At 57.2% G+C, this 13,612-nt stretch carries 13 protein-coding genes; 12 read left to right on the top strand and 1 reads right to left on the bottom strand.

From position 1 onward, the window contains the following. Window positions 1-22 precede the first annotated feature (22 nt). Entirely contained in the window at window positions 23-1,324 is a 1,302-nt protein-coding gene (aroA, locus tag IOB61_RS00950; protein ID WP_290810830.1) for a 3-phosphoshikimate 1-carboxyvinyltransferase, read from the bottom strand. 161 nt (window positions 1,325-1,485) lie between these two features. Here aroA and cmk point away from each other — a divergent pair, with 161 nt between their 5' ends. The 12 genes from cmk to IOB61_RS00890 all read left to right on the top strand — a co-directional run bounded on the left by cmk (window position 1,486) and on the right by IOB61_RS00890 (window position 13,552). Further along, window positions 1,486-2,133, top strand: a complete 648-nt coding sequence (gene cmk / locus IOB61_RS00945) for a (d)CMP kinase (RefSeq protein WP_290810827.1) — start codon at window positions 1,486-1,488, stop codon at window positions 2,131-2,133. Between the two features lie 158 nt (window positions 2,134-2,291). Continuing rightward, entirely contained in the window at window positions 2,292-3,989 is a 1,698-nt protein-coding gene (gene rpsA / locus IOB61_RS00940) for a 30S ribosomal protein S1 (RefSeq protein WP_085339523.1), read from the top strand. A 178-nt stretch (window positions 3,990-4,167) separates the two neighbouring features. Beyond that, window positions 4,168-4,464, top strand: a complete 297-nt coding sequence (gene ihfB / locus IOB61_RS00935; protein WP_085339522.1) for an integration host factor subunit beta — start codon at window positions 4,168-4,170, stop codon at window positions 4,462-4,464. A 127-nt stretch (window positions 4,465-4,591) separates the two neighbouring features. Further along, window positions 4,592-4,996 (top strand): large-conductance mechanosensitive channel protein MscL, encoded by a 405-nt coding sequence (mscL, locus tag IOB61_RS00930; RefSeq protein ID WP_290810821.1) that lies wholly within the window; start codon window positions 4,592-4,594, stop codon window positions 4,994-4,996. Between the two features lie 66 nt (window positions 4,997-5,062). Beyond that, on the top strand, window positions 5,063-5,701 hold the full coding sequence (locus IOB61_RS00925; protein ID WP_290810818.1) for a phosphoribosylanthranilate isomerase: 639 nt from the start codon (window positions 5,063-5,065) through the stop codon (window positions 5,699-5,701). Window positions 5,702-5,720: 19 nt separating this feature from the next. Next, a complete protein-coding gene (gene trpB / locus IOB61_RS00920; RefSeq protein ID WP_085339519.1) occupies window positions 5,721-6,932 on the top strand; it encodes a tryptophan synthase subunit beta in 1,212 nt (403 codons plus the stop codon). Further along, window positions 6,932-7,747, top strand: coding sequence for a tryptophan synthase subunit alpha (trpA, locus tag IOB61_RS00915; RefSeq protein WP_290810814.1), 816 nt, complete (start codon window positions 6,932-6,934; stop codon window positions 7,745-7,747). The genes trpB and trpA overlap by 1 nt, the downstream gene beginning before the upstream one ends. An 11-nt stretch (window positions 7,748-7,758) precedes the next feature. Next, window positions 7,759-8,601 (top strand): acetyl-CoA carboxylase, carboxyltransferase subunit beta, encoded by an 843-nt coding sequence (gene accD, locus IOB61_RS00910; protein WP_290810811.1) that lies wholly within the window; start codon window positions 7,759-7,761, stop codon window positions 8,599-8,601. Window positions 8,602-8,666: 65 nt separating this feature from the next. Further along, window positions 8,667-9,323 carry a hypothetical protein gene (locus IOB61_RS00905; RefSeq protein WP_290810808.1) on the top strand — a complete coding sequence of 219 codons (657 nt, stop codon included), beginning with the start codon at window positions 8,667-8,669 and terminating at the stop codon, window positions 9,321-9,323. Between the two features lie 12 nt (window positions 9,324-9,335). Then, window positions 9,336-10,919, top strand: a complete 1,584-nt coding sequence (locus tag IOB61_RS00900) for an FAD-binding oxidoreductase (RefSeq protein WP_290810805.1) — start codon at window positions 9,336-9,338, stop codon at window positions 10,917-10,919. Then, window positions 10,916-12,343, top strand: a complete 1,428-nt coding sequence (locus IOB61_RS00895; RefSeq protein WP_290810802.1) for an aldehyde dehydrogenase family protein — start codon at window positions 10,916-10,918, stop codon at window positions 12,341-12,343. Before IOB61_RS00900 ends, IOB61_RS00895 begins: the two co-directional genes overlap by 4 nt. A 24-nt stretch (window positions 12,344-12,367) precedes the next feature. Continuing rightward, complete coding sequence (locus tag IOB61_RS00890; protein WP_290810932.1) at window positions 12,368-13,552, top strand: thiolase family protein; 1,185 nt, start codon at window positions 12,368-12,370, stop codon at window positions 13,550-13,552. Window positions 13,553-13,612: the final 60 nt, after the last annotated feature.

Here is a 13,612-nt window from a genome sequence, read left to right as displayed (position 1 = left end):
AGTCCAATGCAATTAGGTGCAATTAGGCCGCCGATTGGCTGCGCAACTGGCCCAAAACGTTAAAGAAGGTCGGGAAGGTTTTCGATGTGCAGGCAGGGTCCTCGATCGTCACCCCGTCATTGGCTAAGCCTGCGATGGCAAGCGACATCGCCATGCGGTGGTCGTCATAGGTCGCGACTTGAGCGGGTCTCAGTTTAGCCGGGCGGATCAGAAGACCGTCTTGACGTTCATCTAAGTCGGCCCCCATGGCGCGCAATTGGGTGGCCATGGCTTTTACCCGGTCGGTCTCTTTCCAGCGCATATGCTCGACCCCAGTAATGAGGACGGGGCTGGAGGCATTAGAGGCGATGGCGGCGAGGGTGGGGGCGGTATCGGAAATCGCATTCATATTGATTTCAAGACCATGGAGCTGGGCCGGGCCGGTCACGGTGAGGCCTTCGGCACTTTCTTCCACACGGGCACCCATGCCGGCCAAGGCATCCACGAAGAGGGCATCGCCTTGCAAGGCTTTGCGCGAGAGGCCAGGAATAGTCACACGTCCGCCGGTAACTGCAGCGGCGGCAAAGAAATAGGATGCGCTCGAGGCATCCGGCTCAACGTGATAGGGGGCTTTGGCTTGATAATGTTGACCGGCAGCAACGCGCAAAACATGTGGTTCTGGCCGCTCTACCCGAACGCCCCAATCGGCCATCATCTCAATCGTCATGGCGATATAGGGTTCAGAGACAATGGGCCCGGTCAAAAAAAGCTCCGTATCGGCCTTGGCAAAGGGCGCAACCATGAGGGCTGCGCTAACTTGTTGGCTCGAGCGCTGTGGATCCAGCTCTAAGCGGCCACCGGGGAGGCCAGAGCCCGTGAGCACCAGAGGGAAATGGCCCGGCGCGCCCTCGAATCTGACGTGCGCGCCTTGCGCGGCAAGAACCTCTAGAAGATCGCCCATCGGCCTTTTGCGCATGGCAGCGACACCATCAAAGCGCACGGGGGCGAGGCTAAGTGCGCTTAAGGCCAAGAGGAAACGGGCGGCAGTGCCTGCATTGCCGACAAACAAGTCTGCAGTGCCGCCTGTGGGGGCTGGCAATTGGCCACCACACCCGGCCACTTTAAAGACCGAGGCGGCAGGGTCGTGGGAAACCTCAAAGCCCAAAGCGTTTAAGCAACTCGCAAAGATGCGAGTGTCGTCGCTGTCAAGCGCCCCAGTCAAGACAGATTGGCCCTCTGCCAAAGCGGCCAGTAATAAAGCCCGATTATTGATGCTCTTAGAGCCCGGAACCGTCACGGTGCCACGGGCAGGGGCTTTGAAGCGAGGGATGAATAAGGTTTCCATAGGCGCTCCTTAAAGTCGTGGGCACACAAAATAAAGTCGCAATGTGGCATGCGTGCTTTGCTAAAGCGGGCTTTTGGCGAGCTGGTTGTAATTGCTGTTTGGCAGCGGCGGGTAAGCTTGGTAGGACCTCGCCCGAACGCATACGTCGCAAATCCTAGCCAATGGGCACCCAATTCATGATTATCGCTGTCGATGGCCCCCTTGCTGCTGGAAAGGGCACGATTTCGAAGGCCTTGGCTGAATTCTATGGTCTGCCCCATATGGACACGGGCAAGCTCTACCGGGGTGTGGCCTATCGGCTTTTGTCGGCCGGCCTTTCACCCCAAGATGCCGAGACCGCAGCCAAAGTGGCGCGAAGCTTGTCGATGGATGGGATTGAGGATGCCGATTTGCGTACGGCTCAAGTCGGCGCGGCGGCCTCTGTGGTGGCGGCTAACCAAGCCGTGCGGCAAGCCTTGTTCGATCTGCAACGTAACTTTGCCTTGCAAGCGGGCGGCGCGGTTCTCGATGGCCGCGATATTGGCACAGTGGTTTGCCCAGAGGCCGATGTGAAGCTGTATGTGTCAGCCAGTCCAGAAGAGCGGGCCCGTCGCCGCCAGACGGAACTGGAAGCCTTGGGCGAGGTCATTTCTTTTGAGGCAATGCTGGCACAAACCCTAGAGCGGGACGCCCGAGATTCGGGTCGCGCGGATGCCCCTTTACGGCCTGCTGAAGACTCCCACTTGCTCGATACCACTGGGCTGAGTATAGAGGCGGCTGTGGATAAAGCCCGATTGATCGTGGAACAGGTGCGTTTGGCCAAAAGCTGAGCCGGCTTTCTTCGAAATTCCAACAATCGTTTCATTCACTCACATGCAAAAATGATGCGTTGTAAGACGTGAGGCCCGAAGGCCGCAGGACCTTTCGGGCAAGACCGCCGGAGCCAACCGGCAGGCCTGCTTTCATCTATTCGGAGACTGATACACACATGAGCGACACGCTCCTTAACCCGAGCCGGGACGATTTCTCGGCATTGCTAGAAGAATCCTTTGGTGCCCGTGGTGGCTTGACCGAAGGCAAAGTCATTTCCGCGACCGTTGTTTCGATTGAGAACGATTTCGTTCTGGTCGACATTGGTTTGAAGACCGAAGGCCGCATTCCGTTGCGCGAATTTGGTCTTGAAGGTTCGTCCTTGAAGGTCAATGACACTGTAGAAGTTTACCTCGACCGGATTGAGAACGCGCTCGGTGAAGCCGTTGTCAGCCGCGAGAAGGCCCGCCGTGAAGAGGCTTGGGGCCGCCTTGAGAAGCTGTTCGCAACCGGTGAGTCGGTTGATGGTGCGATTGTTGGCCGCGTGAAGGGCGGCTTCACGGTTGACCTCGGCGGCGCAAATGCCTTCTTGCCAGGTTCGCAAGTTGACATCCGCCCCGTGCGCGACGTCGGCCCATTGATGAACATCGTTCAGCCATTCTGCATCCTGAAAATGGATCGCCCACGTGGCAATATCGTGGTTTCGCGTCGCTCGATCCTCGAACTCGACCGCGCAGAAGCCCGTACTGAGATCGTTGCAGGTCTGGCCGAAGGCGAAATCCGCGATGGCGTTGTCAAGAACATCACCGATTATGGTGCGTTCGTCGACTTGGGCGGCGTCGATGGTCTGTTGCATGTCACCGACATGAGCTGGAAGCGTATCAGCCACCCAAGCCAAGTGCTGAACGTCGGCGACACGGTTCAAGTTCAGATCGTCAAGATCAACCCAGACACCCAGCGTATCTCCTTGGGCATGAAGCAATTGCTGTCCGATCCTTGGGATGGGGCAGAAGCCAAATATCCAGTTGGCGCACGTTATTCGGGCGTCATCACCAACATCACCGACTATGGTGCGTTTGTTGAATTGGAATCTGGCGTTGAAGGTCTGGTTCACGTGTCCGAAATGTCCTGGACCAAAAAGACCTTGCATCCTTCCAAGATCGTCAACCCTGGCGATCCAGTCGATGTGATCGTGATCGATGTGGATGGCGACAAGCGCCGCATCTCGCTGGGCATGAAGCAAGCTCAACCCAATCCTTGGGATGCGTTTGTTACCGAATTCCCAGTTGGTTCGACCATCAATGGCGAAATCAAGAACATCACCGAATTCGGTCTGTTCGTTGGCGTCAATGACGAGCTGGACGGCATGGTCCACATGTCAGACATCGATTGGAATCAGCCCGGCGAAGAAGCCATTAAGAATTACAAGCGCGGCGACATGGTCGAAGCCAAGGTTCTTGATGTTGACGTTGAAAAAGAGCGTATTTCGCTCGGCATCAAGCAAGTCTCGTCTGATCCATTCGCAACCGAGACCTTGAAGCGCGGCCAAACCGTGACCTGCACCGTGACCGAAATTGCTTCGGGCGGTATCGAAGTCTCGATCGGTCCAGACAACATCATGAAGGCTTTCGTTCGCAAGTCGGACATCTCGCGCGATCGTGCAGAGCAGCGTCCAGAGCGCTATGCTGTTGGTGACCGTGTGGATGCCGTCGTTACAGCGATCGACAAGGCAACGCGTAAAGTCTCGGTTTCGATCAAGGCGCTTGAAATGGCTGAAGAAAAAGAAGCCATTAGCCAGTTTGGATCGTCCGACTCCGGCGCATCCTTGGGTGACATCCTTGGCGCAGCTCTGCGTCAAAAGGAACAAAACGACTAAGTTTCGTGGAGGTGATCCAAGATCACGCCAAGAAACCAGATCTATGCAGAAAGGCCAGAGCGTTGCTCTGGCCTTTTTATTTTTCGGTCAAAGACAAATTTCCTTGCGAAGGCTTGCGCATAAGTGGTTTTTTGCTGTTATATGTGCGTGATAAAGTTTAACTGGGGGACAGACCCATATGTTGCGATCTGAACTTGTTGCTAAATTAGCTACCGAGAATCCGCATCTATTTCATGGGGATGTCGAACGCGTCGTCGATACCGTATTGGAAGAGATCACCAAGGCATTGGAAAGAGGCGACCGCGTTGAATTGCGCGGGTTCGGAGCATTTTCGGTGCGCTCGCGCGGGGCTCGTCAGGGGCGCAACCCACGCACGGGGGAAGGTGTGGCAGTAGAAGCCAAGCATGCGCCCTTCTTCAAGGCGGGCAAGGAATTGCGCGCCCGCCTCAATGGTGGCGTTGATCCTGGCGAATAAGCCTGTGGCGCACCCGCAGCAGCGCATCACCACTTTTCCCATTCCCATTCCCAGTTTCCCAAGAGCGCGGTGGACCCTGAAAACGGGTGCGCCGCGTTCTGCTAATCGTGCGTAGAAGGATAGCAGCATGAGCCTCGCTGATGAGTTCAAAGCCTTTATCTCGGGCGGCAATGTCGTCGACCTTGCCGTCGGTGTGGTCATCGGCGCCGCATTCGGCAAAATCGTTTCGGCTTTTGTCGACAAGGTGATTATGCCGGTCGTGGGCCTGTTGACCGGCGGCGTCGATTTGGCGGGTATGAAGATCGTGCTGCAAGCCGCAGACGAAGCAACCAAAAAGGCCGAAGTAGCCATAGGTTATGGCGATGTTTTGGCGGCGGGCTTGAATTTTGTCATCGTAGGCTTTGTGCTGTTCTTGGTGGTTAAGTCCTATAACCGCGTGCGCGCGCCAGCGCCTGCCCCCGCAGCCCCGGCAGGTCCAACCCAAGAAGAGCTTTTGGCCGAAATTCGCGACCTGCTTAAAAAACAAAGCTGAGGTCGAACGCCTTTTTGCCGCAGTGCGCGCTTTTGCTTTGTGGCTGAACGCTCTACATGAGCAGGCATGCGCCTTGCCGAAGCCAAGATTTGTGGATTGTCTGACCGCCAAACGGTGGCCGATGCCTTGGCTTATGGCGCGGCTTTCATCGGCTTTGTGACTTTTCCTAAAAGCCCGCGCCATATCCTGCCAGCTGACGCTAAGCCTCTGGCGAAAATGGCGGCGGGCATGGCGCGTACGGTATCGGTTGTGGTGGACCCTGACGATGCCTTGCTGGATCAAGTGATGTCAGAGCTTGGCCCAGACTTTCTGCAAGTGCAGGGCAAAGAGAGCCCAGAGCGTTGTGCGGCCATTAGGGCGCGCGGCGTCGGCATCATCCGGGCGTTTGGCATTTCCGAGCGCGAGGACCTAGAGCAGATTAAGCCCTATCTTGGCGTCGTTGATTATGTCCTGTTTGACGCCAAGGCCCCCAAAGGTGCCGATCGCCCTGGGGGCCTAGGACATGTGTTTGACTGGACGATTTTACAGGGCTTCCAATGCCCTGTGCCTTGGTTTTTGTCGGGCGGCTTGAATCCAGAGAATGTCGCAGCGGCGGTGCGGCGAACCGGTGCACCTTTGGTGGATGTCTCCTCTGGTGTTGAGGCCGCGCCCGGCCTAAAGGATAGAGGGCGGATCGCTAGCTTTATGCAAGCTTTGAACGACTGAGAATGGATCACTAAACAAGATGGACGCACGTAATTCCTGGGGTTCTTATCCCGATGCGCAAGGCCGCTTTGGCCAATTTGGCGGTCGCTTTGTCGCTGAAACCCTGATGCCCAACATCTTGGCGCTGCAGCAGGCCTATGAGGAGGCCAAAGCCGATCCAAGCTTTCAGGAAACCCTAGACATTTTCTTGCGCGACTATGTCGGCCGCCCAAGCCCGCTTTATTTCGCAGAGCGTTTGACGGAGCATTTCGGCGGCGCAAAAATCTATTTCAAGCGCGATGAGCTCAACCATACTGGTGCCCATAAGATCAATAATTGTATGGGCCAGATATTCTTGGCCATGCGCATGGGTAAGACGCGTATCATTGCCGAGACGGGGGCCGGCCAACATGGCGTGGCCACGGCAACGGTCTGCGCCCGCTTTGGTCTGCCCTGTATCGTTTATATGGGCGCGACGGACGTTGAGCGGCAAAGCCCCAATGTGTTCCGTATGAAGCTGTTGGGGGCAGAAGTTCGCCCCGTGGATGCAGGAACGGCAACGCTTAAGGACGCCATGAATGAAGCCCTGCGCGATTGGGTCACCAATGTGAAGGACACCTTCTACATCATCGGCACGGTCGCAGGCCCACATCCCTATCCGCAATTGGTGCGTGACTTCCAATCGGTGATTGGCCGGGAAACCAAGCAGCAAATGCTGGAACGCGAAGGTCGTCTGCCCGATGCATTGGTGGCTTGTATCGGTGGGGGCTCGAATGCGATTGGTCTATTCCACCCTTTCCTCGAAGACGAAAGCGTGAAGATTTATGGTGTGGAAGCGGCAGGTCATGGCATTGAAACTGGCCTCCATGCGGCAGCTTTGACGGGCGGCCGCCCCGGCGTTTTGCACGGCAATCGCACCTATCTGCTACAAAATGACGATGGCCAAATCATCGATGCGCACTCCATCTCGGCAGGCCTCGACTATCCAGGTGTTGGGCCCGAGCATGCGTTTTTGAAAGATACGGGCCGGGCGACCTATTTGTCGGCCACCGACGATGAGGCGCTAGAAGCCTTCCAACTCTGCGCACGCTTAGAGGGTATTCTGCCTGCCCTAGAGCCATCGCATGCTCTGGCCCGCGTGGGTGAGATCGCCAAGGATGTTGGGAAAGGCGGGATTGTCGTGATGAACCTCTGTGGCCGTGGCGACAAAGACATTTTCACCATCGCCAATGCTTTAGGGGCGAAAATCTAATGCCAGTCGGACGTCTTTCGAACGCTTTCGCCCGCGCCAAAGCCGAAAATCGGGCCGCTTTGGTTGCCTATGTCATGGCCGGTGATCCTTCGCTGGAAGTATGTGCAGCGATTCTCGACGCTTTGCCCAAGGCGGGCGTGGATGTAATTGAGCTGGGCTTTCCCTTTACCGACCCTATGGCCGATGGCCCGTCGATCCAGCGCGCTGGGATTCGCGCTTTGAAAAATGGCACCACTTTGCGCAAGACCATGGCCTTGGTTGCCCAGTTTCGCCAGAAGCATCCTGAAACGCCCCTGATCGTCATGGGCTATCTCAATCCCGTTGAGACCATGGGCTATGATGCCTTTGCCCGCCATGCCGCCGAAGTGGGCATTGATGGGGCGATCATCGTGGATGCGCCGCCCGAAGAGGATGCGGATTTACGCGCCGCCATGCAGGCCAGCGATCTTGCTTTGATCCGTCTGGCAACGCCTACAACCGACGCCAAGCGCTTGCCTGCGGTCGTCGCGGGCGTCAGCGGCTTTGTCTATTATGTCTCCGTTGCGGGCATAACTGGTGACAAGGCGATTGAGACGGCTGATATTGCTGAGGCAGTCGCGGACGTGCGCAAGGCTTCAGGCCTGCCGGTTGCAGTCGGCTTTGGGATTAAGACGCCTGAGGCGGCCGCGCGCACGGCCAAAATCGCAGATGGCGTGGTGGTTGGCTCTGCGCTGGTTGACGTGATCGCCAGTGCACATGAAACTGGTGGCGATGCTGCAATGGCTGCAGCTTTGTTTTGTCAGTCCTTGTCGCAAGCCATTGCGCAAGCCCGCTAGGAGCCACAGGCATGAATAGCTGGATCGACCGTATCCGTCCGGGCATCAATAAGCTTTTGCAAAAGCGGGAAACGCCCGACAATTTGTGGGTCAAGGACCCTGATAGTGGCGAAATGCTCTATCGGGTTGATCTGGAAAACAGCCAATGGGTGACGCCTTCGGGCCGTCACATGCGCATTGGGCCCGAGCTTCGCTTCCGCTATTTGTTTGACGGCGAAAGCTGGCTGGCGATCGATACGCCGAAAGTGGTTGAAGACCCGCTGAAATTCAAAGACGACAAGCGCTATGTCGACCGATTGAAAGATGCGCGCGCCAAGACAGGTCGCGATGATGCGATGGCCATTGGCTATGGCAAGGTTGGTGGCAATTACACCGTTGCCTTGGTGCAAGACTTTAACTTCATGGGTGGATCGCTCGGCATGGCTGCGGGCGAAGCCTTTATCAAAGCTGCCCAAGAAGCGTTGGAACGCAAATGCCCGCTGATCTGCTTTACCGCAGCAGGGGGTGCCCGCATGCAAGAGGGCATTTTGTCCCTGATGCAAATGCCACGGACGACTTTGGCGATTGATGCGCTGCGCCGTGCTGGGCTGCCCTATATTGTTGTATTGACCGACCCGACCACAGGCGGCGTCACGGCCAGCTATGCGATGTTGGGCGATATTCACATCGCAGAGCCCGGTGCCTTGATCGGCTTTGCTGGACAACGCGTTATCGAACAAACCATCCGCCAGAAATTGCCACCGGGCTTCCAGCGCTCTGAATATCTGCTTGAGCATGGCATGGTCGATATCGTCGTCGATCGGCGTGAGCTGAAGTCGACATTGGCGCGCATCTTGGGCCTCTTGCGGGCTTAATTGGCTTGCGAACGGATCCAATTAATTGATATAGAAATATATCATTTGAACGGATCGGCACTGAAGTGGACTTAGCCCTTTTCACGCTCTTGCATCTTCTCGTCTTCGTCTATTGGCTCGGCGGCGATTTGGGCGTGTTTTATAGCTCCACCATTCTAACCAATCCCAAGCAGCCGGCAGCAGCACGCATCGCAGCGGCGCAAGTTTTGGCGCAGGTCGACATGGCCCCGCGCACGGCGATGATCTTGACCCTGCCGACGGGGCTGACCTTGGCCGCGCTTAAGGGTTGGCTGATCTTGGGGCCTTTCAGCCTTGCCTTGATTTGGACCTTCGGCCTGATCTGGCTCGTCCTCGCTTGGGTGCTGCACCTGCGACACGTGGGGCCAACGTCCCTCGCACGTCGAGCCGACCTCGCCATTCGTTGGGCCATGATCGCCGTCTTGGCCATTCTCGCTTTGAACCTCTGGCCCCAAGCACCAGCCTTGCCGCTTTTTTTAAAGGCCAAATGCGCCATCCTTGCCGCCACCATCCTGTGCGGCTTGTTGATCCGTCGTGCGCTGGTTCGCTTTGGCCCGGCCTTTGGACGTCTTGTGCAAGAAGGCGCTAGTCCTGAGGTCGATCAAGAGATTGCGCGCGCTTTAGATGAAAGCCGCCCGCTGGTCGTCACCATTTGGCTTCTATTGCTCGCTGCGGCTTTTTTGGGCTTAGCTAAACCGCTTTAAAGGATCTTGATCATGGCTGAACCAGCTCCAACACTTATGGCTCTGGCCGACCGTCTGGCTCAGCTGATTGGGGCAGAATATGTCTCACGCGACGAGGATACCCGCCGCGCGATGAGTGAGGATGTTTTCAGCCAAGGCGGTGTCGCAGGCCTGGTTGTCGCGCCAGCCACCACCCAAGAATTGTCGCACGTTTTGGAGGCGGCCCATCAAGCCGGGGCCATCATCGTGCCGCGTGGCGGCGGTATGAGCTATACCTCAGGCTTTGTCACCGATCAGGCCGGAGCCGTCCTTATCGATACGCGGCGCATGGATCAGGTCATCTCAGTCAGTCCTGAAGATATGTTGGTGACGGTACAGGCTGGTGCAACGTGGGCATCCTTGCAAGCCGCCCTAACCCCACATGGGCTGCGCACCCCGTTTTGGGGGCCACTTTCGGGCATTAGCTCGACGATTGGCGGTGGCCTGTCGCAATTAAACGCCTTTTTTGGTGCGGGCATTTGGGGCACAACTTCAGAAAGCGTTACCTGTCTGACTGTGGTCTTGGCCGATGGCAGCATCGTGCGAACTGGCAGTGCGGGGACGATTGGCGGCAGCCCCTTCTTCAAACATTATGGACCGGACTTAACAGGCCTATTCTGTGGCGATTGTGGTGCGCTGGGCATCAAGGCTGAAGTCACCTTACGGCTGATCCCGGCCCCTGCCCATGAAGCGCACTTAAGCTTTGCCTTGCCTGATTTAGCCGCCACGGCACGCGCCACAGCTGCAGTCGCGCGCACCAATTTAGCCAGCGAAGTCTGCGCCTTTGACCCCAATCTCGCAAAAATTCGCATGCGACGCGCCAGTCTATTGCAGGACGTAAAAACCCTTGCCGCAGTCATTGGCGCGCAGAAAAACATGTTTGAAGGGGTCAAGCAGGGCGCGAAAATGGCTCTGGCAGGCCGTGGCTTCATGGATGATGCGGGCTATACTTTGCATCTGATCACCGAAGGCGCTTCGGCTGCCCAAGTCGAGGATGCTGCCCGAACCTTGCGCGAGCTTGTGAAGAGCCATGGCGGGCGGGAAATTGAGAATACCATTCCCAAAGCGATGCGCGCCGCACCCTTTACCCCGCTCAATAATATTCTGGGTCCAGACGGCGAACGGTGGGTGCCGATCCATGGCATTGTGCCGCTGTCACAGGGTGAGCCTTGCTGGCAGGCTTTGGATGATTTGTTTGCTTCTTACGGCAAGGATTTTGAAGCACGCGGCATGACAAGTGGTTATTTGGTGACCACCATCAGCACCAATGGCTTTTTGATTGAGCCCGTCTTCTTCTGGCCAGACGCGCGCTATGGCATTCATGAAACCACGCTCGAACCGTCCTACTTGGCCAAAGTGCCAAAGCTGCCCGCCAATGCCGATAATGCAGCCTTGGTGGATGAAGTGCGCGGCAAAATACTCGACATCTTCGAGCGCTTCGGGGCAACCCATTTCCAAATTGGCCGCACCTATCGTTATGCCCAAACCCGTGAGCCGGTCACCTGGGCGCTTCTTAAGGCGATCAAGGCCCATCTTGATCCACATCATCGCATGAATCCCGGGGTATTAGGCCTATGAGCAGACGCGACCTAGACGTCAAAAATCCACGCACGGGCCAAGTCGACTTCAGGATTGAGGCGGCAGATGTTGAGGCGGTTCAAGCGCTCGCGTCCCGCGCGCGTGCCGCCCAGACGGCTTGGCAGGCTTTAGGTCTTGAGGGGCGCGCGCAAGCACTTTTGGAGTTTCAAGCAGCCGTTTCCCGCCATTTTGACTCCATCCATGCGGCGCTTGCCGAGGATACGGGGCGGGGCAAGATTGCGCGGCGCGAGATTGAAGGGGCTTTGGCAAGTCTGGGCGGGTGGGCTGCCCAAGCGCCACATCTTTTGCCAACAGCTTGGACCGATGGACGCTTTGATCCACGCATGGCCCATGCCCCGCAATGGGTGCCCTACGCGCTGGTGGGCGTGATCAGCCCGTGGAATTTCCCGCTGACCCTATCCATGATCGACACAATCCCGGCGCTTTTGGCTGGGTGCAGCGTCATCATCAAACCATCGGAAGTCACGCCGCGCTTTGTCTCGCCCTTACGCGCGGCGATTGCCGAAGTCCCAGCTTTAGAAGGCGTGCTGCAACTGGTGTTGGGGGATGGGGGAACAGGTATTGCTTTGATCGATGTGGTGGATGCGATTTGCTTTACGGGCTCAGTGGCCACGGGCAAAAAAGTGGCTGTCCAAGCCGCAGGAAGGTTGATCCCCGCCTTCTTAGAACTGGGCGGCAAGGACCCATTGATCATCACAGAAACCGCAGATCTCGACCGAGCCGTGACGGCGGCATTACGCGGCTCGGTTCTGTCGACTGGCCAAGCCTGCCAGTCGATTGAGCGCATTTATGTTGCCCGCCCGCTTTATGAGGATTTTGTCGCGCGCTTAGTTGTGGCAGCCAAGGCGGCACGCCTCAATCAGCCTGACCGAAATATGGGCGAGATTGGACCGATGATTTTTGGCAAGCAGGCCGCCATCATCGCGACCCAACTGGCCGATGCGGTCGCCAAGGGCGCGAACGTGCTGACTGGTGGCGTTGTGGAGCATCATTTGGGCGGGGACTGGATTGCGCCCACGGTGGTGGTCAATGTCGATCACAGCATGGCCCTGATGCGGGAGGAAACCTTTGGCCCCGTGATGCCCGTCATGGCATTTGATACGATTGAAGAGGCGATCCAACTGGCCAATGACACCGAGTATGGCCTATCGGCCGCCGTGATTGCCGGCACTTTGGACGAGGCTGAAGCCATTGGTCGCCAGATTGAAGCCGGGGCCATCAGCTTGAATGATGCAGCTTTGACCAGCCAATTTTATGAAGCCGAAAAGCAGAGCTTTAAGGCAAGCGGTTTAGGCGGTTCTCGAATGGGGCCTGCGGGCTTCCAGCGCTTCTGCCGTCGGAAAGCTTTGATCGCCAATAGGGGTGACGTGACGCCCTTGAGCGCTTATTCTGAAGAGACGTGATTTCGCTCTCGCTTAACTAAGGAAATCTTCATGCAAGACCCCGTCGTCATCGTTGGTTTGGCCCGTACGCCCATGGGTGGGTTGTTGGGGGAATTGAGCAGCTTTAGCGCTAATGAATTGGGGGCCATCGCCGTTAAGGCCGCCATGGCCGAAGCAGGCGTTGCAGGCGAAGATGTGGATTGGATCTTGATGGGCAATGTTCTGCCTGCCGGCCAAGGCCAAGCCCCCGCGCGGCAGGCGGCCCTAAAAGCGGGTCTGCCGATCAGTGTTGAAGCCACCACGCTCAACAAGATGTGCGGCTCTGGCATGCAGGCCACGATCATGGCCGCCAATGCTATCAAGGCAGGCGAAGCCAAAATTGTGATCGCTGGCGGGATGGAGAGCATGTCGAACGCGCCCCATCTGATGAAGACCCACCGCGGCGGCATGAAATATGGCCATGACCGGATTTTTGACCATATGGCACTCGATGGTCTGGAAGATGCCTATGAAGGCAAGCCGATGGGCTTTTATGCCGACCAAGTGGCCGGTGAGTATCAATTCACCCGTGAGGCGCAAGATGCCTATGCGCTGGAGACGTTGAAGCGGGCGCAAGCTGCCACTGCCTCTGGGGCATTTGCTCGCGAAATTGCCCCCGTCACCATCAGCGGCCGAGGCGGTGAAAGTGTGGTGGATCGCGATGAACTGCCCGCCAAGGCCCGCCCAGAGAAAATCCCCAGCTTGAAGCCTGCCTTCACCAAGGAGGGCACGGTGACCGCGGCCAATGCCTCTGCCATTTCCGATGGTGCCTCCGCCCTTGTTCTGATGTCAAAATCTGAGGCCGAAGCGCGCGGCCTGAAAATCCTAGCCGAAATCGTCTCAAGTGCCGCCCATGCGCACGAGCCTGCCTATTTCACCACCGCCCCCGTCAAAGCCATGCAAAAGGCGCTGAGCAAGGCGGGTTGGTCGGTTGAGGATGTTGATCTGGTTGAGATCAATGAGGCTTTCGCCATTGTGCCGATGATTGCCATGAAAGATTTGGGCATCCCGCATGAGAAGGTGAATGTGAATGGTGGGGCTTGTGCCTTGGGCCACCCAATCGGCTCGTCGGGCTCCCGCATCATCGCGACCTTGATCGCTGCAATGGAAGCGCGAGGCGCAAAGCGCGGGCTGGCCAGCCTGTGCATTGGTGGGGGGGAAGCCACTGCCATCTGCCTAGAGCGCACCTAATTCATCGAAAAATCGCCGCATCGGCTAGACAGAGCAGCATTTGCGGGCTGATATTTGCCT

Origin of the sequence: Aquidulcibacter sp., from assembly GCF_020253525.1 — a bacterium.
Lineage (GTDB): Bacteria > Pseudomonadota > Alphaproteobacteria > Caulobacterales > Aquidulcibacteraceae > Aquidulcibacter.
Note: the sequence above shows the minus strand (reverse complement) of the source record. Positions and strands in the feature narration are given on the sequence as shown.